The organism is Ferrimonas sp. YIN67 (assembly GCF_057219095.1).
Genome location: NZ_JBXVVJ010000005.1, coordinates 1 through 22,188 on the forward strand (window position 1 = coordinate 1; position 22,188 = coordinate 22,188).

The 22,188-nt window shown below is 58.4% G+C and carries 23 protein-coding genes and 1 other RNA gene; 16 read left to right on the forward strand and 8 right to left on the reverse strand.

Annotated elements, in window-relative coordinates; translation table 11 throughout:
* Positions 1 to 110: 110 nt before the first annotated feature.
* Complete coding sequence (locus AC2D8U_RS11850; protein WP_484619273.1) at positions 111 to 2,651, reverse strand: penicillin-binding protein 1A; 2,541 nt, start codon at positions 2,649 to 2,651, stop codon at positions 111 to 113.
* 171 nt (positions 2,652 to 2,822) lie between these two features.
* On the opposite strand from AC2D8U_RS11850, the gene pilM reads away from it, so the two are divergent.
* The 9 genes from pilM to AC2D8U_RS11895 all read left to right on the forward strand — a co-directional run bounded on the left by pilM (position 2,823) and on the right by AC2D8U_RS11895 (position 11,744).
* Positions 2,823 to 3,899: a type IV pilus assembly protein PilM gene (gene pilM, locus AC2D8U_RS11855; protein WP_484619274.1), complete on the forward strand. Its 1,077-nt coding sequence runs from the start codon at positions 2,823 to 2,825 to the stop codon at positions 3,897 to 3,899.
* A complete protein-coding gene (locus AC2D8U_RS11860; protein WP_484619275.1) occupies positions 3,887 to 4,462 on the forward strand; it encodes a PilN domain-containing protein in 576 nt (191 codons plus the stop codon). Before pilM ends, AC2D8U_RS11860 begins: the two co-directional genes overlap by 13 nt.
* Before the next feature lie 2 nt (positions 4,463 to 4,464).
* On the forward strand, positions 4,465 to 5,055 hold the full coding sequence (locus tag AC2D8U_RS11865) for a type IV pilus inner membrane component PilO (RefSeq protein ID WP_484619276.1): 591 nt from the start codon (positions 4,465 to 4,467) through the stop codon (positions 5,053 to 5,055).
* Positions 5,052 to 5,567: a pilus assembly protein PilP gene (locus tag AC2D8U_RS11870; protein ID WP_484619277.1), complete on the forward strand. Its 516-nt coding sequence runs from the start codon at positions 5,052 to 5,054 to the stop codon at positions 5,565 to 5,567. The genes AC2D8U_RS11865 and AC2D8U_RS11870 overlap by 4 nt, the downstream gene beginning before the upstream one ends.
* 18 nt (positions 5,568 to 5,585) lie before the next feature.
* Entirely contained in the window at positions 5,586 to 7,598 is a 2,013-nt protein-coding gene (locus AC2D8U_RS11875; protein ID WP_484619278.1) for a type IV pilus secretin PilQ, read from the forward strand.
* 155 nt (positions 7,599 to 7,753) lie between these two features.
* Positions 7,754 to 8,269 (forward strand): shikimate kinase AroK, encoded by a 516-nt coding sequence (gene aroK / locus AC2D8U_RS11880; RefSeq protein WP_484619279.1) that lies wholly within the window; start codon positions 7,754 to 7,756, stop codon positions 8,267 to 8,269.
* Positions 8,270 to 8,293: 24 nt separating this feature from the next.
* On the forward strand, positions 8,294 to 9,373 hold the full coding sequence (aroB, locus tag AC2D8U_RS11885) for a 3-dehydroquinate synthase (protein ID WP_484619280.1): 1,080 nt from the start codon (positions 8,294 to 8,296) through the stop codon (positions 9,371 to 9,373).
* Entirely contained in the window at positions 9,370 to 10,878 is a 1,509-nt protein-coding gene (locus AC2D8U_RS11890; RefSeq protein WP_484619281.1) for an AAA family ATPase, read from the forward strand. The genes aroB and AC2D8U_RS11890 overlap by 4 nt, the downstream gene beginning before the upstream one ends.
* A 32-nt stretch (positions 10,879 to 10,910) precedes the next feature.
* Positions 10,911 to 11,744 (forward strand): Dam family site-specific DNA-(adenine-N6)-methyltransferase, encoded by an 834-nt coding sequence (locus AC2D8U_RS11895; protein ID WP_484619282.1) that lies wholly within the window; start codon positions 10,911 to 10,913, stop codon positions 11,742 to 11,744.
* 127 nt (positions 11,745 to 11,871) lie between these two features.
* Here the strand turns inward: AC2D8U_RS11895 and AC2D8U_RS11900 are convergent, their stop codons facing one another.
* The 3 genes from AC2D8U_RS11900 to AC2D8U_RS11910 form a co-directional block, all read right to left on the reverse strand.
* Positions 11,872 to 12,051 (reverse strand): DUF2970 domain-containing protein, encoded by a 180-nt coding sequence (locus tag AC2D8U_RS11900; RefSeq protein WP_484619283.1) that lies wholly within the window; start codon positions 12,049 to 12,051, stop codon positions 11,872 to 11,874.
* A complete protein-coding gene (locus AC2D8U_RS11905) occupies positions 12,048 to 12,281 on the reverse strand; it encodes a hypothetical protein (protein WP_484619284.1) in 234 nt (77 codons plus the stop codon). The genes AC2D8U_RS11900 and AC2D8U_RS11905 overlap by 4 nt, the downstream gene beginning before the upstream one ends.
* Before the next feature lie 64 nt (positions 12,282 to 12,345).
* Positions 12,346 to 13,038, reverse strand: a complete 693-nt coding sequence (locus tag AC2D8U_RS11910; RefSeq protein ID WP_484619285.1) for a TorF family putative porin — start codon at positions 13,036 to 13,038, stop codon at positions 12,346 to 12,348.
* Between the two features lie 194 nt (positions 13,039 to 13,232).
* Here AC2D8U_RS11910 and rpe point away from each other — a divergent pair, with 194 nt between their 5' ends.
* From rpe to trpS, 3 genes are read left to right on the forward strand one after another with little or no spacing between them, the layout of a single operon-like run.
* Complete coding sequence (rpe, locus tag AC2D8U_RS11915) at positions 13,233 to 13,919, forward strand: ribulose-phosphate 3-epimerase (RefSeq protein WP_484619286.1); 687 nt, start codon at positions 13,233 to 13,235, stop codon at positions 13,917 to 13,919.
* Entirely contained in the window at positions 13,919 to 14,620 is a 702-nt protein-coding gene (locus tag AC2D8U_RS11920; protein ID WP_484619287.1) for a phosphoglycolate phosphatase, read from the forward strand. The genes rpe and AC2D8U_RS11920 overlap by 1 nt, the downstream gene beginning before the upstream one ends.
* The gene (gene trpS, locus AC2D8U_RS11925) at positions 14,617 to 15,624 is read left to right on the forward strand and encodes a tryptophan--tRNA ligase (RefSeq protein WP_484619288.1); all 1,008 of its coding nucleotides are present in this window, start codon (positions 14,617 to 14,619) and stop codon (positions 15,622 to 15,624) included. The genes AC2D8U_RS11920 and trpS overlap by 4 nt, the downstream gene beginning before the upstream one ends.
* A gap of 91 nt (positions 15,625 to 15,715) precedes the next feature.
* Here the strand turns inward: trpS and dolP are convergent, their stop codons facing one another.
* The 4 genes from dolP to AC2D8U_RS11945 are packed head-to-tail and all read right to left on the reverse strand — an operon-like array spanning position 15,716 to position 19,067.
* Entirely contained in the window at positions 15,716 to 16,279 is a 564-nt protein-coding gene (gene dolP, locus AC2D8U_RS11930; protein WP_484619289.1) for a division/outer membrane stress-associated lipid-binding lipoprotein, read from the reverse strand.
* A 3-nt stretch (positions 16,280 to 16,282) separates the two neighbouring features.
* Positions 16,283 to 16,870, reverse strand: coding sequence for a phosphoheptose isomerase (locus tag AC2D8U_RS11935; protein WP_484619538.1), 588 nt, complete (start codon positions 16,868 to 16,870; stop codon positions 16,283 to 16,285).
* Positions 16,871 to 16,883: 13 nt separating this feature from the next.
* Positions 16,884 to 17,219 (reverse strand): YraN family protein, encoded by a 336-nt coding sequence (locus AC2D8U_RS11940; RefSeq protein ID WP_484619290.1) that lies wholly within the window; start codon positions 17,217 to 17,219, stop codon positions 16,884 to 16,886.
* Between the two features lie 3 nt (positions 17,220 to 17,222).
* Entirely contained in the window at positions 17,223 to 19,067 is a 1,845-nt protein-coding gene (locus AC2D8U_RS11945; protein WP_484619291.1) for a penicillin-binding protein activator, read from the reverse strand.
* A 98-nt stretch (positions 19,068 to 19,165) separates the two neighbouring features.
* On the opposite strand from AC2D8U_RS11945, the gene rsmI reads away from it, so the two are divergent.
* The 4 genes from rsmI to rsmH all read left to right on the forward strand — a co-directional run bounded on the left by rsmI (position 19,166) and on the right by rsmH (position 22,185).
* On the forward strand, positions 19,166 to 20,014 hold the full coding sequence (gene rsmI, locus AC2D8U_RS11950) for a 16S rRNA (cytidine(1402)-2'-O)-methyltransferase (RefSeq protein WP_484619292.1): 849 nt from the start codon (positions 19,166 to 19,168) through the stop codon (positions 20,012 to 20,014).
* Between the two features lie 110 nt (positions 20,015 to 20,124).
* Positions 20,125 to 20,516: RNase P RNA component class A (gene rnpB / locus AC2D8U_RS11955), an RNA gene on the forward strand.
* 263 nt (positions 20,517 to 20,779) lie between these two features.
* Positions 20,780 to 21,238: a division/cell wall cluster transcriptional repressor MraZ gene (gene mraZ, locus AC2D8U_RS11960; RefSeq protein WP_484619293.1), complete on the forward strand. Its 459-nt coding sequence runs from the start codon at positions 20,780 to 20,782 to the stop codon at positions 21,236 to 21,238.
* Positions 21,238 to 22,185 (forward strand): 16S rRNA (cytosine(1402)-N(4))-methyltransferase RsmH, encoded by a 948-nt coding sequence (rsmH, locus tag AC2D8U_RS11965; RefSeq protein ID WP_484619294.1) that lies wholly within the window; start codon positions 21,238 to 21,240, stop codon positions 22,183 to 22,185. The genes mraZ and rsmH overlap by 1 nt, the downstream gene beginning before the upstream one ends.
* The last annotated feature ends 3 nt before the right edge of the window (positions 22,186 to 22,188 follow it).

Sequence of the window (22,188 nt, forward strand, 5' to 3'; positions counted from 1 at the left end):
GCTATCAGCTATCAGCTATCAGCTATCAGCTATCAGCTATCAGCTATCAGCTATCAGCTATCAGCTATCAGCTATCAGCTATCAGCTATCAGCTATCGGGCGAAGTCCGATCAAAACAGCTCTTCCGACAGCTCATCCTCGAAGATATTGGACTCCTCCGGCGTGCTGTCGGCGATCTCGGTCGGCACCGTACCGTCGATAAAGTACTCGAATCGACTGCTGGCGTCGGTACGGGTGGAGAGCTTGCCGCTTTCCAGATCGATCCGGGCGGTTACGATCCCTTCGGGCACGCTGTAACGCTTCTCCGGAACCCCTTCAAGGACCATCTTCATAAAGTGGTTCCACGCGGGACCCGCGGTTTTGGCGCCAGATTCCCCTGCGGTGATCTGATCTTGTGGCCCATGGGCGTTCCAACTGGTACGCCCCAGCAGGCGACTGTGATCGTCGAAACCCATCCAGGCGGTAGCCACCAGATCCGGGGCGTAGCCGGAGAACCAGGTGTCTCGAGCATCGTTGGTGGTCCCTGTCTTGCCCCCAATATCCCGCCGCTTGAGCAGGCGAGCCGCTCGCCAGGCGGTGCCATTCCAGCCGGTGCCAGCATTCCAGTCACCGCCACCCCAGATCACAGACTGCATGGTCTGCTTGATCAGGAAGGCGTTCTGTTCACTGATCACCCGCTTGGCCAGCAACTCGGCAGGCCAGGGGCACTGGTTCCCCAGCGCCGGCTCAGCGTCTTCCGGTACTGCATTGGCCAGGGCCTCCTCGCAGTCGGGGCAGACGATCTTGGCCTGATGCTGGAAGATCACTTGGCCGTCGCTGTCCTCGATCCGTTCGATAAAGTAGGGATCGATCAGGTAACCGCCGTTGCTGAACACGGCAAAACCTCGGGCATTCTCCAGTGGGGTAGCAGAAGCGGATCCCAGTGCCAGAGACTCATTGGGTGACAGATCCGCTCGATCGAAACCGAATTTCACTGCGTGATTAACGAAGTTCTCAACACCCACTTCCCGGATCATTCGAACCGCCATCACGTTGATGGATTGGGCCAGGCCTTGACGGGCCCGGGTTGGGCCCGTGTAGACGTCCGGTGAGTTGCGTGGCCGCCACGCGGTACCCTGGCTGCGATCCCACTGAGTGATGGGGGCATTGTTGATCAGGGTCGCCAAGGTGTAGTCATGCTCCAGTCCTGCAGAGTAGAGGAAAGGCTTGATGTTGGAGCCGAGTTGACGCTTGGCCTGGGTCACCCGGTTGTATTGGCTTTGCCCAAAATCATAGCCGCCGACCAAGGCCTCAATCGCCCCATCATTGGGGTTGAGTGCAACAAAGGCGCTACTCACGTCTGGGATCTGAGCCAGCCACCAGTGACCGTCAAATTGGCGGATCCAGATCTGCTCTCCTTCGTTGAGTACATCGGCAGCCTGTTTCGGGGCGGAGCCCTGGCGGGTATCGCTGATGTATTCCCGACCCCAGTTGATCCCCTCCCAGGGGAGGGTGATGGTCTCGCCTTGGGCGGTCATCACATCGGCGCTCTTGTTCTCGACTGTCAGCACCACGGCTGGATGGATATCCCGGTAGCGGCGAACACCTTTAAGGTGAGCAACAATCTGCTCCGGCTCCCAGGCGGGACCTGTGGCTTCGCCGTCATCCTCTGCAGCTTGTGGGGCGGCCTGGGGATCCCAGAGCTGGGCCATGGGACCACGGTATCCGTGGCGAGTGTCGTAGGCAAAGATATTGTCCAACATGGCCCGTTGCGCCGCTTCCTGAGTGGCAGCGTTGGCGGTGGTATAGATATCAAAGCCCTGGGTGTAGGCTGCTTCCTCTCCATAGAGCGCAACCATGTGATCGCGCACCATTTCGGCCAGGTAAGGTGCATACAGTTGGATCTCGGCCCCATGGTAGCGGGCGGTGATCGGTGCCTCGCGCGCTTCCTGATATTCGCTTTCGGAGATAAAACCCGTGTCCCTCATGCGCCACAGTACGGTATTACGGCGGGAGCGAGCACTGTTGGGGTTACGGATGGGGTTGTTGGCCGATGGTGCCTGAGGCAGGCCAGCCAGCATCGCCATCTCTGGCAGTGTCAGTTGGGACAGCTCTTTACCGTAATAGACTTGGGCGGCGGCACCGACGCCGTAGGCGCGGTTACCCAGAAAGCTTCGATTAAGGTAAAGCTCGAGGATCTCATCTTTGCTCAGGACGCGCTCGATCTCCAGGGCAAGGAAGATCTCACGGATCTTGCGGTCGTAAGTCTTCTCCCGGGTCAGGAAGAAGTTTCGGGCCACCTGCATGGTGATGGTACTGGCTCCCTGCACCTTACTGCCCGAGGTGGCGACGGCCACGGCCGCCCGGATCAGGCCGATAGGGTCGACACCGTAATGTTCATAAAAGCGCGCATCCTCCGTTGCCAGGAAGGCGTGGATCAGCGGCTTGGGAACCTCGTCGATCTGGACGGGGATCCGGCGTTTCTCCCCAAACTGGGAGATCAGTTGTCCATCGGCACTGTAGACCCGCATCGGGGTCTGCAGCTGGACCGTTTTCAATGTCTCGACATCGGGCAAGGTGGGGGCGATCCAGGCATAAAGGCCTGCGACCGCGGCGGCACCCAGCACGGCTAACACCGCAAAAGTCGCCATCAGGCGTTTAAACCACTTCACTCAGAATCTTTCCTCGCATGTGATGATTAACCCGCAAGTATACCCTGCAAACCACGGCTCAAAAAGACGGCTGAATAAGGGGGCGAGTAAATATTATGTGTCTGAAAATTTGATTGAATGCATATATCTGGTTCATTCTAAGGATTATGGAGTGATAGTGGGACAGGGAAGATGTGGGCAAAATGGTTTAAGCCGAGCCTCCCGAGCCTGGTGGGCGTAGATATCGGTACCCAGGAAGTGAAGGCCGTTTTGCTTCACCAGGTACAAGGCGGTATTCAACTTGCCGGGATCGCCAAGGCGCCTTTGCCCCGGGGGGCGGTGGTGGACAGGGAGATCCGCGAGCCCGATGCCGTGGCGGAGGCGATGCGCCGGATCCGAGCCCAGCTTCCCGGTGACACCCGATTTGGCGCTGCCTCGGTCAGCGGTTCGACCGTGATGACCAAGGTGATCCAGATGGACGCAGAGCTGTCCGAAGAGGAGCTCGAGGCCCAGATCGAGATCGAAGCCGACAGTCTGATCCCTTCCCCCCTTGAAGACGTTAATATCGATTTCGAACGCCTGCGGACCCTGGACGAGGGTCATAAGGTGGAGATCCTGCTGGCGGCCTGTCGTTCCGACGATGTCGAGGGCAGAGTCGAGGCGTTGAGTGCCGCCGGATTACAGAGCAAGGTGATCGACGTTGAGGGCTATGCGCTCGGTCGAAGCTACCAGTTGGTGGCCCCGGCTCTGCCTGGTGATCCGGCCAACCGGGTGGTGGCCTTGGTGGACCTGGGAGCCAGCATGACCACTTTTGCCCTGGTGGTCGACGGGGAAACCCGCTTTGTGCGGGAGCAAGCCTTCGGGGGCGAGCAATATACCCAGGCGATCCTCGGTTACTATGGCATGAGCCAGGAGGAGGCTGAGCGCGCAAAAGTGGGGGGAGAATTGCCTCCTAACTATATACTCGAGGTCCTGGCTCCCTTCCAGGCTCAGCTGGTACAGCAGATCCGACGTACTTTTCAATTATTTGCCAATGCCGGCTATTCGCGCCCGGTGGATTGTCTGGTCCTGTCGGGGGGCAGTGCTCGCATTGAGGGGTTATGTGATGAGTTGTGCAATGCGCTCTCGCTTCCGGTTTTCCTAGCCGACCCCTTTGCCGCCGGGCTTGGGGGCGATCAAGCCATTCGTGACCGGGTTGGTACTGATATTGCCAGCTACATGGTCGCCTGCGGCCTGGCCCTGAGGAGTTTCGAACCGTGCCACATCTGAATCTTCTGCCCTGGCGTGAAGCCCAGCGCCAGCGTGCTAAGCAGCGTTTTGCTGTCGCGATGGGCGGCGTGGCATTGGGTGGGGTCCTGTTGGTCTTTTTTGTGCACCTGCTGTTGCTCCACCTGCAGGGAGCGCAGGGAGAGCGAAACGATTACTTGCAGGCTGAGATCCATAAAGTCGATGCCCAGATCGCGCAGATCAATCGTATTAAGGAGGAGGAAGCCTCGTTGCTTCAGCGGATCGAGGTGATCAGGGCTTTGCAGCGCCAGCGTCACCTGCCAGTCCAGATCCTCAATGAGCTGGCCCGGGTGATGGTGCCGGGAGTGACTTTGACCCAACTGGAGGTCAAGGGCTCCAAGGTATCTTTGGAGGGGTACTGTGACTCCAACAATCAGTTGGCCAACATCATGCGACAGGTCGAGGCCTCCCCCCGGCTGGCAGAGCCCAGGATCCGCCGAATTGTTGCAGCGGATGCATTGACACAGCGAATGCATGCCTTCAAGTTGGAGTTGGTGGTTGTTGATGGCCCGATTATCCCCCACAGCGCCTCGAGTGAGGATTGAAGATGGATCTGAGTCAGCTCAATGAATTGGACTTTGATAATGTCGGTCGCTGGCCCCTCTGGGTGCGAAATGGCTTAGGGGGATTGCTGGTATTGATGATCCTGATCCTAGGCTACTTCCTTGTCCTGAAGGGGGATCAGCAGCAGCTTGGGGCTCTGGAGCGAAAAGAGGGGGAGCTAAAGCAGGAGTTTGAACGCAAGTATCGCATTGGCACGCACTTGCCCCAATACCAGGCGCGTCTGGAGAAGATGACCCAAGAGCTGGAACAGATGCTTACCATGTTGCCAACCGCCGATGAGATGCCGGGGTTGCTGGACTCAGTGACCTTCCTGGCCACGGACGCCAGTTTGGCGATTCGGAGTCTCGACTGGCAGCCCGAGCAGGCGCAAACCTTCTATGTTGAGATCCCCATTGATATCCAGCTTAATGGGGGGTATCACGATTTTGGGGCTTTTTCCGCCGGTGTGGCGGCCTTACCCAGGATTGTCAGCTTACACGACTTCGTGTTGCGTCGAGAAGAGGGGCGATTGGGCATGTCGGTAACGGCCAAGACCTACCGTTTTTCACCGGACGCGATGGACCCAGTGCCATGAAAAAGATCTTGAGTGGACTGCTGTTACTTGGCCTTGCCAGCTGTGGTGGAGGCGTTTCGGATCTTCGACAGTATGTGGCGGAGATCCAGGCGACCCCGGTTCCATTTGAAGAGCCGGAGCCCATCCCCTTGGCAATTACGCGAGTGGCTTATGAGGCGGCCCAGCTGCGTAGCCCCTTTATCGCCGAGTCTGCTCCGGTATCGGAGCGTTCGGGGGCGGTCGCGGAGAACTGCCCAAGCCCGGATCTACAGCGGGACAAAAGCCGACTCGAAGCCTATGCCCTGGACAGTTTCCTGCTCAAAGGGGTGATCAGTGAAGCCGGCCTGCAGTGGGCGTTATTGGGCTCTGGCGACGGGCGCCTGCATAAGGTGGCCATTGGGGATCATTTGGGGCTGTATCACGGCAGGATCACGGCGATCCGTGCCGACCGTATTCAGATAGAAGAGTGGATCCCGGATGCGCGGGGGTGTTGGCGTACTCGGAACAGCCAGCTGGCCATGATCAATCCATAATCATCAAGGAAATTATCCATGCACGGACGTATGGCACACGGAACACTCGGCCTGATCGGGTTCTTGGCTTTGATCCTGATGAGCGGTTCGACGCTGGCGGCGACCCTGACGGATCTACGCTACCAGGCCGGGGCGGGCGATCAAGTCGAACTGGAGTTTGTGTTTGATGCTCAGGTACCCGAGCCTAAAGTGCATTTATCGGCCCAGCCCGCAGGGGTGGTGTTGAGTTTCGATGCCAGTACCCATGAGATGGCATCGACAAGCATAGAGATTGATAAGGCAGGGGTGAAACGCCTGGATTTGGCGCAAACGGATCAGGCGCTAGTGGTATCAACGACGCTTGCCCAGCCCATGCCTTATGCCACTCGAGTGGAGGGAAAGCGTTTTTACCTGACGTTGGGGGGGCAATCTTCCAAGGTGATGTCGACAAGAGCGCTAAACCGGATTGAAGCGATCGATTTTCGCCGTGGTAAAGAGGGGCGGGGGGAGCTGGTGTTGACGCTTTCTCATAAGGCGGTTGCGGTCAATCTGCAGCGGCGTGGAGCCGAGTTGATGGTGGATTTTTACAATACTCAGCTACCGTCAGAGCTACTGTATGTGGTGAATGTTGAGGACTTTAATACTCAGGTGGTGGCCTTCGAAACCTTTGCTAAATCGGAACAAACTTCAGTCTCTTTGAATATGGGAGGGCGGGCATTCGATTACGAGCACTATCAGGACGGTACCCAGTTCATTGTCTCGGTAACGCCTGGCAAGGCTCAATCTGACGGCGTTGCACCGACCTATAGTGGTAGCCGGTTATCCATGAACTTTCAGGATATCCCGGTGCGCAGCGTGTTGCAGGTCATTGCCGAGCACAACGACTTTAACCTGGTCACGACGGACACGGTTGCGGGTAATCTCACCTTGCATCTGGATGATGTTCCGTGGGATCAGGCACTCGAAATGATTCTAAAGATCAGCGGCTTGGATAAGCGCATCGAAGGTAACATCTTATTGGTGGCTCCTCGGGAGGAGTTGGCTGACCAGGAGCGCCAGCGGCTTCAGGATGAACAGGACAAGCGAGAGGTCGTGCCCCTGTTCTCGGAATACCTTCAAATCAATTATGCCAAGGCCGGAGATATCGCCGCTTTACTCAGTGGTGAAGCAGGCAGTTTGTTGTCGGAGCGGGGGTCTGTTTCGGTCGATGAACGTACCAACACCCTGTTGATCCAGGATACGGCTCAGCGACTCGAAGACGTATATCGCCTGATTGAAGTGCTGGATGTGCCAATAAAGCAGGTCGTTATTGAGTCTCGCATGGTCACCATTCGCGACAATCTCAATGAAGAGCTGGGGATCCGGTGGGGGATCTCGGATCAACAAGGAGACCGAGGGAGCGCTGGCTCCCTGGAAGGGGCTGTCGATATCAGCAATGGCATTGTGCCAGCCATTGGCGACAGGCTGAATGTGAACCTCCCCGTAGCGGAACCAGCCGGTAGCATTGCGTTTCATGTGGCGAAGCTGGGTGACGGGACTCTGCTGGATCTGGAGTTGTCGGCGCTTGAGCGAGAAAACAAGGGTGAAATCATCGCCAGTCCGAGGTTGACCACGGCGAATCAGTTTACCGCCTTTATTGAGCAGGGGGTGGAGATCCCCTTTGTTCAATCGACTTCCAGCGGTGCTACCTCGGTGGAGTTTAAGAAGGCGGTGCTGGGGTTGACGGTGAAGCCCCAGATCACTCCGGACAACCGTATTGTCCTGGATCTGACCGTGACCCAGGATACTCGTGGGGAAACGGTGCAGACGGCTACCGGCCCGGCGACGGCCATCGATACCCAGAGGATCTCCACTCAGGTATTGGCTCGAAATGGTGAGACCATTGTGCTGGGTGGGATCTTTCAACAGCAGCAGTTGAATACGGTTTCCAAGGTGCCGATATTGGGCGATATTCCGTATCTTGGCTGGCTTTTCCGTAACACCACGGACTTTACCGAGAAGAAAGAGTTACTGATTTTTGTGACACCTAAGATCGTCACTGAGCAGCTTTAACGCTTAATAGAGGCCGCTCAATTGCCGCTTCTATTGCTTTGCAGCGCTTTTCCCTGCGATAATCGGCCACCAAAATTAGCGTCAAAGTGGGTATTCTTCCGCCGCCGCTTCGGTGGTCGCTAGCTTAGTTTTTTTTAAATAACTCGACAGTAGAAATGGCTGAAAAAAGAAATATTTTTCTGATTGGTCCCATGGGTGCCGGTAAGAGCACCATTGGCCGACACCTCGCGCAAATGCTTCACCTGGACTTTTTTGACTCCGACCACGAGATCGAGGCCCGCAGCGGTGCCGATATCGCCTGGGTCTTCGATGTTGAAGGTGAAGAGGGATTCCGTAAGCGCGAAGCTCGCGTTATTACCGATCTGACCGAAAAGCAGGGCATTGTCCTGGCTACCGGTGGTGGCTCTGTGATCAGCAAAGAGGTGCGAAATCGCCTTTCTGCCCGCGGGATCGTGGTGTATCTGGAAACCACCATTGAGAAGCAGGTTGCACGTACTCAGCGTGACAAGCGTCGCCCTCTGTTACAGGTGGACGAGCCTCGTGAAGTGCTTGAAAAACTGGCCGAGGAACGCAACCCGATGTACGAAGAGGTGGCAGATCTGGTGGTCCGTACCGATGATCAGAGCGCCAAGGTTGTGGCCAACGAGATCATCGAACGCCTGGGTTTTTAAGCGGTTAGTCGGGATTAGAGCACCATGGAACGGATTGACGTACAACTGGGGAAGCGCAGCTACCCCATATTAATCGCGCCTGGCCTGTTGGCGGACGGTGCTACCTGGCTGGCCGCCATCAAGCCGCGACGCCTGTTGGTGATCACCAATGAGGTGGTAGCCCCACTGTATCTGCAGGCGACCTGTGATCTTTTGGCTCAGGCCGGCAAGCAGGTCGAGACCTTGGTGCTCCCCGATGGCGAAGCCCATAAGACATTGGCGACCCTGGAGCGGATCTTCGCCCGGGCGCTGGAGTTGGACTTGAGCCGTGATTGTGCTTTTGTTGCCCTGGGCGGCGGTGTGATCGGTGATATGGTTGGATTTGCCGCAGCCTGTTTCCAACGCGGGGTGCCTTTCGTTCAGATCCCTACCACTCTGTTGGCCCAGGTAGACTCCTCCGTGGGAGGAAAAACGGCGGTTAACCATCCACTGGGCAAGAACATGATCGGTGCGTTCCATCAACCCGAACTGGTGTTGATGGATACCTCAACGCTCTCAACCCTGCCTGCGCGGGAGTTCGCCGCCGGCATGGCCGAAGTGATCAAATACGGGATCCTCTGGGATCCGGATTTTTTCCTCTGGTTGGAGGAAAATTGCAAAGCACTTAAGGCGTTGGACACAGAGGCCCTGATCTATGCGACGCGTCGCTGCTGCGAGATCAAGGCGGAGGTGGTGGCTCAGGATGAAACGGAGCAGGATATTCGTGCCCTGTTGAACCTGGGACATACTTTTGGTCATGCCATCGAGGCCGAGCAGGGGTATGGCAATTGGCTGCACGGTGAAGCCGTGTCGGCTGGCATGGTTCAGGCGGCACAGTTGTCACAGCAACTGGGCTGGTTGAGTGCCACCGAGGTCGATAGGATCTGTGCGTTGCTCCTGGCGTTTGATCTGCCCATCGCCGGCCCTGTCGACATGAGTGCCGACGACTATCTTCCCCATATGCGCCGTGATAAGAAGGTACTGGATGGCCAGATCCGTCTGGTTTTACCCATCACCTTGGGCCGGGCCGAAGTGGTTTCCAGCGTCACCGGCGAGCAGTTGCGAGATTTCCTGCAAGGTTTATGAACGCACTAGCAGCACCCTCCGACCTGCTGCCTGGCCAACGAAGCCTGCTGGAACGCCTGCGCTACCTGACCGAGTACGGTGATCATCTGCTCCTCTTACACGGTGCATCGGGTATGGGCAAAACTGTCCTGGCTCAGACGCTGTTGGAGCAGAGTGAGGGCGTTAATCAGGCCTATCTGAGCGCCACCGAAGGGGGGGATCCTGCGCGACTGAGGGAGCGCTTGATCCGCCAACTGCTGCCGCAAGCAGTCTTCGATAATCTTGAGCCTCTTCCCGATACCTTTGAACGCTTGGCCCAGGATCCGCAGCAGCGCATGCTGGTGGTGGTGGATAATGCCCATCTGGTGGCAGACACCCTGCTGGTTGAGTTGATCAGCCTGGCCATGGAGGCCAAAGCCCTAAACCTTCCGTTGACCCTGATCCTGGTCTGTGAGCCGGCGCTGGTAGCGCGGTTGCAGGTTGAGATGCCCGAATCGGTCTCATCCCGATTGTTACCAGTGGAGATCGGCGCGTCCCCCCTACGTGAACGATTAAAGCTCTACAACCAGCTGGTGATCCGAGAGGGTAAGCGACGCTTCGTCAATGATGAAGCGGTAGAGCGGCAACTGCAGCAGTCCGACGGCTCCCTAACGGCCGTGGTGGCTCTGGTCGCTGCGCTGGGGAAGATGCCCCCACTTTCTGCCCTGGGGCGGGGACATCGCTATGCCATCGCTGGGCTCAGCATCCTGATCTTAACACTGATCCTTTGGTGGGGATTGGACCGTCCCCGCCAGCCGGAGGCATTGCCCAGTGGGGCCTTCCCCGTAGAGCCTGCCCCCGAGATTGTCTCCGACGCCCCCGCCGAAGGGGAGCCGGAGAGTGAACCGGCGGGCTCGAATGGGCCGAGCCTGGAAGAGCTGCTGGCTGGCTCCTGGCCCCCCTTGCCACCAGAGCCGGGGACAGGGGAGCCGGCTTCTGTGGCTGCAGCGACGGCCTCTTCTCCAATGGGTGAGTCGGGGGAGCCGGTTCCAGAGAGCCTATCATCGGACATGGCGTCCGAGGCTGGATCTGTGATCGTCTCTGAGGCCGCTGTGGCTGAACCCCTCGCTGAATCCGGGGACGACTTTAAGGTGGTGGCCGAGCCGGTGCTTGAGCCTAGCAGCCTTGCCGAAGCGGAGTTGGAGCGCGAACCGGTTGAGCTGACCGAGATGGCTCTGATGGAGCGGGTGGAAGATAGCTATGTGTTACAGCTGGCGGTGTTTTCCTACCCTGAGTTGATCAAGGGCTTTCTTGATAGCCACGGTCTTGGGGAGGGCGTGCGAGTGTACCGAATTGATCGCTCGCCTCAGCCCTGGTACGTGCTGGTTCAGGGGGGCTATAAGAGCCGTCAGGACGCCCAGGATGCCATTGAGGCTTTGCCACAACAGGCTCGAACTCTGTCCCCCTACATAAAATCGATGGCAGCGGTGCAAAAAGAGCTGTCCGAAGAGCAACAATTGGCTGAGATCCTGCAGCAACAAGGGTAGAATCTCCGCTTTTCGCAGAAAACGGTTGGCAGATGACGAGATCCAGAGCATTTCTCAAGTGGGCAGGCGGCAAATTCAAGCTGGCGGATCAGATCGCTGGCCGGTTGCCCGAGGCCGATTGTCTGGTTGAACCCTTTGTCGGCGCCGGCTCGGTGTTTCTTAACACCGACTTTACTCGCTATCTGCTCAGCGACATCAACCCGGATCTGATCGGCCTGTATCAGACCCTGCAACAGGATCCCGATGGCTATATCGCGGAGGTGCGTAAGTGGTTTGTTGATGCCAACAACGACAAGGAAACCTATTACGGGATCCGGGCTGAGTTTAACCAGACCCACGAGCGTTTTGGCCGCGCCGTCCTGTTTCTGTACCTCAACCGTTATGGCTACAATGGCTTGTGCCGCTACAACAAGTCCGGTGGGTTCAATGTGCCGTTTGGCTCCTATAAGAAACCCTATTTTCCGGAGAAAGAGTTGTGGTTTTTTGCCGAGAAAGCGCAGCGTGCCACCTTCTTTTGTGAGGGCTATGCCGATGCCTTTGCCCGTGCCGGTGACGGCGATGCGGTGTACTGTGATCCCCCGTATCTGCCCCTCTCCACGACGGCCAACTTCACCAGCTATGCCTCCGGTGGGTTCAGCCTGGATGATCAGGCGCTGCTGGCGGACTGTGCCTATGCCGCTGCCCAGGAGCGCGGTGCGACGGTCTTGATCAGCAATCATGATACGCCGGTGGCCCGCAAGCTGTATCACCAGGCCCAGCTGGAAAGCTTTCAGGTGGGGCGCTCCATCAGCCAGACGGCGGGCGGGCGTAAAAAGGTCGACGAGTTGTTTGCTCTCTATTGTCCCGACGCGTGTCGGCAAGGGTGATGGCCAGCAGCATCGCAAATACGGCACCTTAGGGTGCCGTTTTCTATGGGCCTTCATCTGTCCGGGCGTACTCTTCGCTGGCACTTTTGACGCCCATCGGCAGGCGACGTCCTGGGTGGAAGGGGGATCAGTGGGCCGCCAGCACCCAATGCACCAGGGCGATCAGGGCCAGGACAAACACCAGGATCACCCCCAGGCCGGTGAGAATAAAGGGTAGGGGGGAGCGCTGCTGGAAGTCCTCCTGGCGGCGAGCTTCGCTTTGTACGCCAAACAGGCTGGCCAGGACGCTGAGCAGAATATGGATCATGGGGATGGGGTACCTTGGTTGCAGGATCGGTACAGCAGCTCCAGTAACTCCACAAAGTGGATCTGACCATTGGCGCTGCCCCCTAGCCAGAGTTGCCACGCCAGTTGCTCTGAGTGATCCTGACTGCCCCGCTCCGAGTTGGCGAGTGAGTCCCAGCCCAGGCTCACAGGCAGTAGCAGGGCTATGGCGATCGTTATCCAGATCTTGCGTCCACGGCCGTCAAAAAACATCACCGCCTCCTATGGTGATAGGAGGCGGTGATATCAAGCGTGTCCTGGCGATCGCTTTACCCTGTTACAGGTCGAAGCCGTAGGCCCAGGAGATCAGGACGATGGGATCGGAATCGCTACGGTCTGTATCGCTGATCACAAAGCTGAAGTCGCCCAGATCCGTGGCCTTGGTCAGAGAGACGTTGTAGTTGACATAGTCCTCATCGCTGTCGGCATCGAAGCTGTAGTGACCGACGGCAAAGCCCAGGCTGACGGAGTCGGTCAGATCAAAGGCGGCAGTGCCTTCGACGTAGAGGGCGTCCTCATAGAACTTCTCGCTTGCCTTCTCGTTGGTGCCATAGGCCAGGTTCACACCAAACCATTTCCAGCCGACGCCACCGTAGACTTCGCCGAAATCCAGGTCGTTGTCGCTGCCGCTGTTGGGGTAGGCGTAATAGATGTAGCCGACGTCGTAGCTGAAGTCACCGGCCTCACCGGCGAAGCCACCGTAGAGATCCAGCTCATAGGTGGTTGGATCGAACTCTCCTGCTTCTGCATCGCTAAAGTCGACATTGGAGACCCAGGTGCCGGCGTAGAAGCCGAGATCGTGGGCATAATCGAGGCCACCGGAGATCCCGGGGGCACCGCCGGTCTGGCTGTCGCCGCGCCACAGGTAGTCGCTGGTTACACCGATGTTGCCACTGAACTCCGCCTTTGCGGGCACGGCTGCCAGTGAGCCAAGCGCGGCCAGAACACTAATCGCAATAACTTTCTTCATTATCCTATCCCTTATTCCATTAAAAAATTGAGCTTGTCGCCCGTTCAACATCCAGTCGGGGAAGGACCTGGGGGGTGTAAGTACCTTAAACTTTTGTTTAATTAAATTGCAACCGAGTTATAAAAAGGGGTTTGGGTCCCATAAGGCAAAACGATTACCATAGGCGGGCCCAACCGACATGAAGTGAGATGGTAATGAACGATTTTCTGATCTGCCCTTCGATTTTGTCCGCCGACTTTGCCCGCCTCGGGGAAGACGTTGCCGCGGTCCTGAATGCTGGCGCCGATGTGGTGCATTTCGACGTGATGGACAATCACTATGTGCCCAACCTGACCATAGGCCCCCTGGTCTGCCAGGCACTGCGCGCCGATATGGATCGGCGCGGACTCACGGCCCCCATCGACGTGCACCTGATGGTCAAGCCGGTGGATCGCCTGGTGCCGGATTTTGTTGACGCCGGTGCCTCCATCATCACCTTCCATCCCGAGGCCTCCGAGCATATCGATCGCACCCTGCAGTTGATCAAGGATGGCGGTTGCCAGGCGGGGCTGGTGTTCAATCCGGCGACGCCGTTGCACTACCTGGATCACGTGATGGACAAGCTGGATGTGATCCTGTTGATGTCGGTGAATCCAGGCTTTGGCGGTCAATCCTTCATTCCCCAAACCCTGGATAAGATCCGGGCGGTGCGCGAGCGCATCGATGCCAGCGGCCGTGCCATCCGTCTGCAGATCGACGGTGGCGTCAAGGTGGAGAACATCGCAGAGATCGCCGCCGCCGGCGCCAACATGTTTGTGGCGGGCTCGGCCATCTTTAACCAGCCGGATTACCGCGCGGTGATCGACCAGATGCGGGCCGAACTGGCTCAGGCGAAGGTCTGATGTCGCTGTCTCGAGTGCGTGCGATTGCCTTTGATCTGGATGGCACCCTGGTGGACAGCGGGCCCAGCCTTGCACTGGCGGCGGGCCAGGCACTGCTGGATCTCGGGCGCCCCGCCTGCGATCCACAAAAAGCCCTGGGCTGGATCGGCAATGGAGCCGAGATGCTGATGCGTCGTGCCCTGGCCGATGATGTTGTACCGGATCCGGCGCTTGCGCCGGCCGTGCTGGAGCAGGCGCTGACCCGGTTTCATCACCACTATGGCCAGCACAGGGCGAGCCCTCAAATGCTCTATAGGGGGGTCGCTTCGACTCTGGGCCAACTGCAGCAGCGTGGTTACCGACTCGCCCTGGTGACCAATAAGCCAGCCCGCTATGTTCCGCAACTGCTTGAAGAGTGTGGGATCGCAGAGCCTTTCGAATACTGGCTCGGTGGTGACAGCCTGGCACGGCGCAAGCCGGACCCTCTGCCTCTGACCACCCTGCTGAGCCGCTGGCAATTGGCGCCGGAGCAGCTGTTGATGGTGGGCGATTCGCGCAACGATATCGAGGCGGGCAAGGCGGCTGGCTGTGCCACGGTGGGCCTGAGTTACGGCTATAACTATGGGCTGGACATTCGGCGCCTGGATCCGGATCATGCACTGGATAATTTTGAACACCTGCTGGCGCTGTTGCCGGCGTTAACCGAGACTGAGATCCAATGAGTAAACCTGTCGTATTTAGTGGTGCCCAACCCTCGGGCGGCCTGACCCTTGGCAACTACATGGGCGCGCTGCGTCAGTGGGTCAACCTGCAGGACACCCACGACGCGTTGTACTGCATTGTCGATCTGCACGCCATCACTGTGCGTCAGGACCCGCAAGCGTTGCGGAATGCCTGTATGGATACCCTGGCCCTGTACCTGGCCTGTGGCATCGATCCCAAGAAGAGCACGGTCTTTGTGCAGTCCCACGTGCAGGAGCACACCCAGTTGAGCTGGATCCTCAACTGTTACACCCAGATGGGAGAGTTGAACCGGATGACCCAGTTCAAGGACAAGTCGGCCCGTCACGCCAACAACATCAACGCCGGCCTGTACAGCTACCCGGTGCTGATGGCGGCCGATATCCTGCTGTATGGCACCAACGAGGTGCCCGTGGGCAACGATCAGAAGCAACACCTGGAGCTGGCACGGGATATCGGTACCCGCTTCAATAATCTCTATGGTGAGGTGTTTGCCATCCCTGAGCCGCATATTCCCCAGACCGGTGCCCGGGTGATGAGCCTGCAGGATCCCACCAAGAAGATGTCCAAGTCCGATGACAATGCCAACAACCGCATCGGCCTGCTGGAAGATCCCAAGGTGATCACCAAGAAGTTCAAGAAGGCAGTGACCGATTCCGACGATCCGGCGGTAGTGCGCTTTGATCTCGAGAACAAGGCGGGGGTGTCCAACCTGATGAGCATCTACTCGGCCACCAGTGGTAAGTCGTTTGCCGAGATCGAGGCGGAGTTTGAAGGCAAGATGTACGGCCATCTCAAGGTGGCGACGGCCGAGTCCGTGGTTGCCATGCTGGAGCCGATGCAGCAGCGCTTTAAAGCGATCCGCGCCGATCAGGCCTACCTGGATGAGGTGATGAAGGCCGGTGCCGACAATGCCCGTGAGCGCGCTGCCAAGACCCTGGCCAAGGTGTACGATGCCGTCGGCCTGCCGCCGATGCCGCGATAAATCGAGGCTAGAATAAAAAACGCCCCGCTTGTCATAAGCGGGGCGTTTTTACACCATTGCTGGTGAGCTAACAGCTAACAGCTAACAGCTATCAGAGATACTCAAAGACTTTGATCACCTTGCGGACACCGGCCGTGGTGCGGGCGATCTCCACTGCCTGGTCCGCTTCACTGGTTTTGACCAGGCCCAGCAGGAAGACCTCACTGTTTTCGGTGATCACCTTGATCCGCATGGCATCCAGATCATTGTCACTGAACATGCGGCTCTTGACCTTAGTGCTGATCCAACTGTCCGAGCTGACGGTACTAAAGCCGATGGGGCTGCCCCGTCTCAGCTGGTCATGGACTGTGTGCACCCCTTCCACATTGCTGATCACCTTAACGGCTTTTTCTCGCAGCATGTCATTGGGTACCTGGCCCACCAGCAGGACCTGCTGATTTAAGCTGATGGCGCTGATCCGTGTCTGGTTGCGCAGATCCTCGTGTGCCCTCAGGGCTGAGGACATGCGAACCTCCAGTGCGTGGTCATCGATCTGGCTGCCCAGGCTGCGGCGATCATTGAGCATGACTGCGCCGCCAACGGTACCGACCATGACGACGCCGGCGCAGGCCGTCAATTGGGAGATCAGCAGCAGACTCAGGATCAGGCGCCTCATGACTTATCCTTCCTCAGGAAACAGGGTGCGATCGATGTTGTCACACAGGCAGTGGATGGCCAGCAGGTGGACCTCCTGGATCCGTGCGGTGCGGTTGCTTGGGACCCGGATCTCCACGTCGTTTTCACTCAGCAGGCCAGCCATGGCGCCGCCATCTTTACCGGTCAGGGCGATGATGGTCATGTCGCGATTGACCGCCGCTTCCATCGCCTTGATCACGTTGCCCGAGTTACCGCTGGTGGAGATCGCCAGCAGGATATCGCCGGGCTGACCCAGGGCGCGCACCTGTTTGGAGAAGATCTCCTCATAGCTGTAATCATTGGCGATGGCCGTGATGGTGGAGGTATCGGTGGACAGGGCGATGGCCGGCAGGCCAGGGCGCTCAATCTCGAAACGGTTGAGCAGTTCGGCGGAGAAGTGTTGGGCATCCCCGGCGCTGCCGCCGTTCCCACAGGCCAGGATCTTATTCCCGGCCATCAGGCAGTTGACCATCGCCATGGCGGCTTTCTCCAAGGGCTCCGGCAGTTTCTCCAGGGCATCGATCTTGGTTTGGATGCTCTCGGTGAAACTCTCTTTGATACGCTCCAACATAGGGTAACCTTCTTTAAAATGCATTTTTGATCCAATTTATTGATGCCCCGTCGATGGCGAGGACATCAAATCGGCAGGGGCGTTCCCCCCAGCCGCGTTGCTGCAAAAACCATGACGCAGTCAGGCGCAACTTGTTCTGTTTGCTGGTGGTAACGGCCGCAACCGCTCCGCCATAGTGGCTTTGTCGACGGAATTTGACCTCGACAAACACCAATAAATTCCCCTGGCTCATCACCAGGTCCAGTTCACCGAAACGGCACTGGACATTGCGTTCGAGCAGAGTCAGTCCCTCGGCCTGCAGGTAGGTGCAGGCCCTGGACTCTGCCGCTAGCCCGTCTGCCCGGGTCACCCGCTACTCCGGTTGCAGCGCACCGCTGCGATAGCGGGCCCAATTGAGTTCACGCTCCAGCGAGCCATTCGGGTCGACCGTCAACTGACCCGACAGACCTCGCATGCGATAGCCGGTAAAGACCCGCATCTGGGCCAGGCGATCGATCAGGCTCCAGCTGTCATAACCCATGGCATAGAGGCGCTTGAGCGACAGGGGGCGATCCGGCCACAGGGCCGAAGCCTGTTCGAGGGCCTCATTGTCACTCAACAGCCAGGGCATGTCACTAAGGTGAAGTCCATCAAGCTCTTGGGCCTGTTGATCACTGCCCAGTTCGCCATGAGCCCGGCTGCTTGTGTACAGCGCCAGAGGATCGGCAAATACCGCCAGGTTGACGTCGACAAAGGGCTTGAGCAGGCGCACTTCGGCACTGCTGGCAACCAGATAGAGCCCATCGATATCCCGACGGGAGCGGAAATCGGCCTGGGTGGCAGTACCAAACAGGCCGCGGATCTCCTGGATCCTGGCCTGGCTTTGATCAACATGCATTGCCTGCTGGACCGTGTCGCGAATGGCGTCGTTGCCTTGGAAGTAGTGGATCTCGACCTCGACATCAGTATGGCTGTGCCACTGCTCGGCGAACCGCTCGGCCATGCGGCGACCGGTTGCGTTTTGTGAGGCCAGCACCATGGGACGTTCGAGCCCCTGATGCCACATGCGATCCGCCGCCTGTTGTGCTTCGCTTTCCGGATCCAGGGAGAAGAAATAGAGATCCGGGTGGCGCAGGGTCTGAGTGTCGGCATTGAGGGCGAGTAGGGGAACTTCCTGCTGGTAGACTTCGAGCAGGGCATCCAGGTTGGGCTTAAGCAGTGGGCCAATCACGAACTCGGCACCCTGATCCAGGGCTTGTTGGTAGGCCTCGGTGACTGCCTGTTCCGAGGTGTCATAGAAATGCACCTCCCGCTGCTGCGCTTGGCCCAGCAGGTTGGCCAGCAGCCCCTCCTGGATTGCCCGGGCCTGACTGGCATATTGGCCAGACAGGGGCAGCAACACAGCGACCTGGGCCGGGCGATAGGGTTGGACGTTCAGCGCTTGCTCCAGATCGGATGGCAGACGTCGAGCCGCGGGGTGGTTTGGATTGGCACGTTGCCAGCGGGCCAGCTCGGACAGCATGGTGGCCGGTTGCACCGCATAGTGCTGAGCCAGCCAGGCCAGCTCGAGCCAGGCGCGCCACTGTTTATCCCGGCTTTGTCCCATGGCTTCACGCAGCACCTCGTCGTGCTGGCTGGAGAGCAGTTCCCAGATCCGGTCCCAATTGGCTTGTTTCAATTGTGGGTCCAGATAGCGACCGAGCTGGTGGTGAGCCAGGGCTTGTTCCAGCGGCTGTCCGCTCTGTTGGTAGAGGCGGATCTGCAGGGTGTGACGGTCGCGCCACTGGCTATCGGCCAGCGGCCACTTGGCGGGCCAATCGAGCCAGCTCAGTACCGCGTCGCGGTCGCCGCTCTCCAGGGCTTGCCGGGCCCGCAGCAGTCGATACTCGGCGGCGAGAGGCCCGCGCTTGGGCAAACTCTCGGCCAAGGAATCCAGCAGGTTATCGGCCGGTGCCTGTTGGCCCTGTTGCAGGTAGGCCCGGGCCGCAAGCAGGAGGTAGGCTGTGCGCGTATCGCCTTGGTGGCGATCCGCCAGGTTCAGGTAGTGGCCAGGGCCCTGTTGGGCGAGGCCCAGCTCGATGCTCTGTTGTGTGTCCTGCATGGGGACATCCGGAGCACTGGCACAACCGGCCAGCAGGGCCAGCACCAGGGCTGGCAGCCAGTGCCGGGCAGGGCGGCCGGTTAGGCACGGCAGTGCAGAAAGATAATGACTTTTCACCAGCTCAATCCCGTCTGATAGAATGAAGGGGCTAGTTTAACCCCCAGCGTAACGTAAACCAATCATCGACCATTCCCACCCTAAAGGTAAGCCATTCTATGTCTTCTGAGATCTCGGCCCCCGTTCTCTATATTGTGCCCACTCCCATCGGTAATCTGGGCGATATCACCCAGCGGGCTCTGGAGGTGCTGGAGCGAGTATCGCTGATCTGCTGTGAGGACACGCGTCACAGTGGTAAGTTACTCAGCCATTTTGGGATCAGTACCAAGACCATGGCATTGCATGATCATAATGAGCGACAGCGGGCGGCGAGCATTATCCATCGCCTGGAAGCGGGTGAGAGTGTGGCCCTGGTCTCCGATGCGGGAACGCCGCTGATCTCCGATCCTGGCTATCACCTGGTAACCGCCGTGCGGGAGGCCGGTTTTACCGTCGTACCCCTGCCTGGGGCCTGTGCGGCGACGACAGCCCTGTGCGCCGCCGGCTTGCCCTCGGACCGCTTTTGTTTTGAAGGCTTCCTCCCTGCCAAGCAAAAAGCGCGCATCGATACCCTGACGGCGCTGCAGGAGGAGCCTCGCACCATGATCTTCTATGAATCACCGCGCCGGGTGCTCGATACCCTGTCCGCCGTGATCGAAGTGATGGGGACTGAGCGCCAGGTGGTGCTGGCACGGGAGCTGACCAAGGCGTTTGAAACCATCAAGGGGGCCCCGGTGGGTGAGTTGCGCGACTGGTTGATGGAAGATGAGAATCGTACCCGGGGTGAAATGGTGTTGATGATTGCGCCCCATCGAGCCCAGTGCGATGCCCTGCCTGCTGAAGCGCTGCGTACCACCCAGCTGCTGTGCCAGGAGCTGCCTTTGAAGAAGGCTGCGGCGCTGGCAGCCCAGATCCATGACGTGAAGAAAAACGCCCTGTACAAACATGGCCTGGAAGCGGGCTGGTAGGGCTGATTGCTGAGTGATTGCTGATTTAATCATCGGTTGTCTCTACTAGGGGGCCAATCTGTCAGTGAAAGCTGGAGCCGCTGCCCTTGCGGCGCTATACTCCGCCCCTTGGAGTTGGCTAGGCAATCGCTGCCTTGTCGTTGTGCCGGTAGATCTTCGGATATAAAGCAGACGGGCAAGGGGGAGGAACGTCCGGGCTCCATAGGGCAGGGTGCCAGGTAACACCTGGGAGGCGTGAGCCTACGACCAGTGCAGCAGAGAGTAGACCGCCGATGGCCTCCTTAGGGAGTGCACAGGTAAGGGTGAAAGGGTGCGGTAAGAGCGCACCGCGCGGCCAGTAATGGTTCGTGGCACGGTAAACTCCACCCGGAGCAAGACCAAATAGGCCCCCATTGGCGTGGCCCGCGTTGGGGGCGGGTAGGTTGCTTGAGCCTGGGAGCGATCCCAGGCCTAGAGGAATGATTGTCCACGACAGAACCCGGCTTATCGGCCAACTCCAACCTATTTCGTTGAAAACCCGATCCTTGCGGATCGGGTTTTTGCGTTTTCCAGAGATGAAAAATGGCATTCGTGGAGTAGAACTTACTCCTTGATCACAAAGCGACTTTTTCCTTTGCTACAGGGCTTTGAGGCAGATTCAAAGGCTGGCCTTTCGGTTGACAAGGTTTGTTTCCTGTCCATAAACTGAGGTGTTGTGGGAAAAAGTGGATGTTTGTGGATCAAAATGGATCTCTTTTAGGATCGGAAGGACAAGGACGGCCCGCTATGTTTCGTGGTGCCAATGCCATTGCACTGGATGATAAAGGACGCCTGACGGTACCCTCCAAGTACCGCGAGCCCCTGCGCGCCTGTTGCGAGGGGCAGATGGTTTGCACCGTTGACTTCCATTCCCCCTGCCTTTTGCTCTATCCGCTGCCAGAATGGGAGCGAATCGAGCATAAACTGCTGGGCCTCTCTGACACACAGCCGGCCGAGCGGGCACTGAAACGATTGCTGCTCGGTTATGCCACCGAAGGGGTGGTGGACAAGGCCGGTCGTTTCCTGTTGTCTGCCCCGTTGCGTGAATACGCTCAACTGGAGAAGCCCTTGATGCTGGTAGGCCAGCTAAACAAGTTCGAGATCTGGTCCGAGCCACTATGGCAGACCGAGATCGCCCAGTCTCACCAGCAGGTGGGACCCCAGGACATACTTAATAATCCCCGGCTACAGGATTTTTCACTCTGATGGCAGAGCAATTTAAACACATCACCGTCCTGCTGGATGAGGCCGTCGACGGCCTGGCGCTGAAAGCGGACGGGATCTATATCGATGGCACCTTCGGTCGTGGTGGCCACTCCCGCCATATCCTCCAGCAACTGGGGCCTCAGGGGCGATTGATCGGCATCGATCGGGACCCTCAGGCGATCGCGGTGGCAGAGGAGTTGGCGGCGAAAGATCCGCGCTTCCAGATCGTTCACGGTCCATTTTCCGGCCTCGCCGACTACGTGACCGAGCTGGGCCTGAGCGGACAGATCGACGGTGTCCTGCTGGATCTGGGGGTTTCTTCGCCCCAGTTGGACGACGCCGAGCGAGGATTCAGTTTCCTGCGGGATGGTCCACTGGATATGCGCATGGATAACTCCAAAGGGGAAACCGCCGCCCAGTGGTTGGCTCGTGCCGAAGCGAATGACATCGCCTGGGTATTGAAAACCTTTGGTGAAGAGAAGTTTTCCCGGCCCATCGCCCGGAAGATCAAGGAACACATCGCCGAAGGGCTGCCGATGGAGCGGACGGCCCATCTGGCCAAGCTGATCGAAGATATGACGCCGCAATATAAGCGGGACATGGGCAAGCATCCGGCGACCCGCAGTTTCCAGGCGATCCGCATGTACATCAACAGTGAGCTGGAAGAGATAGAAAAGGCCCTCCAGGGGGCGGTTGAAGCATTGGCCCCGGGGGGGCGCCTGTCGGTGATCAGCTTCCACTCTCTGGAAGATCGCCTGGTCAAACGCTTTATGCGTAAACAGAGCCAGGGTGTCGAGGCGCCTCGTGGCCTGCCTCTGACTCAGGAGGAGCTCGATCGATCCAAGGTGCTGACGTTGGTGGGCAAGGCGCTCAAGCCCAGCGAAGGTGAGGTGGAAGACAATACACGCTCCCGCAGCTCAGTGCTGCGGGTGGCGCAGAAGCGGTAATTC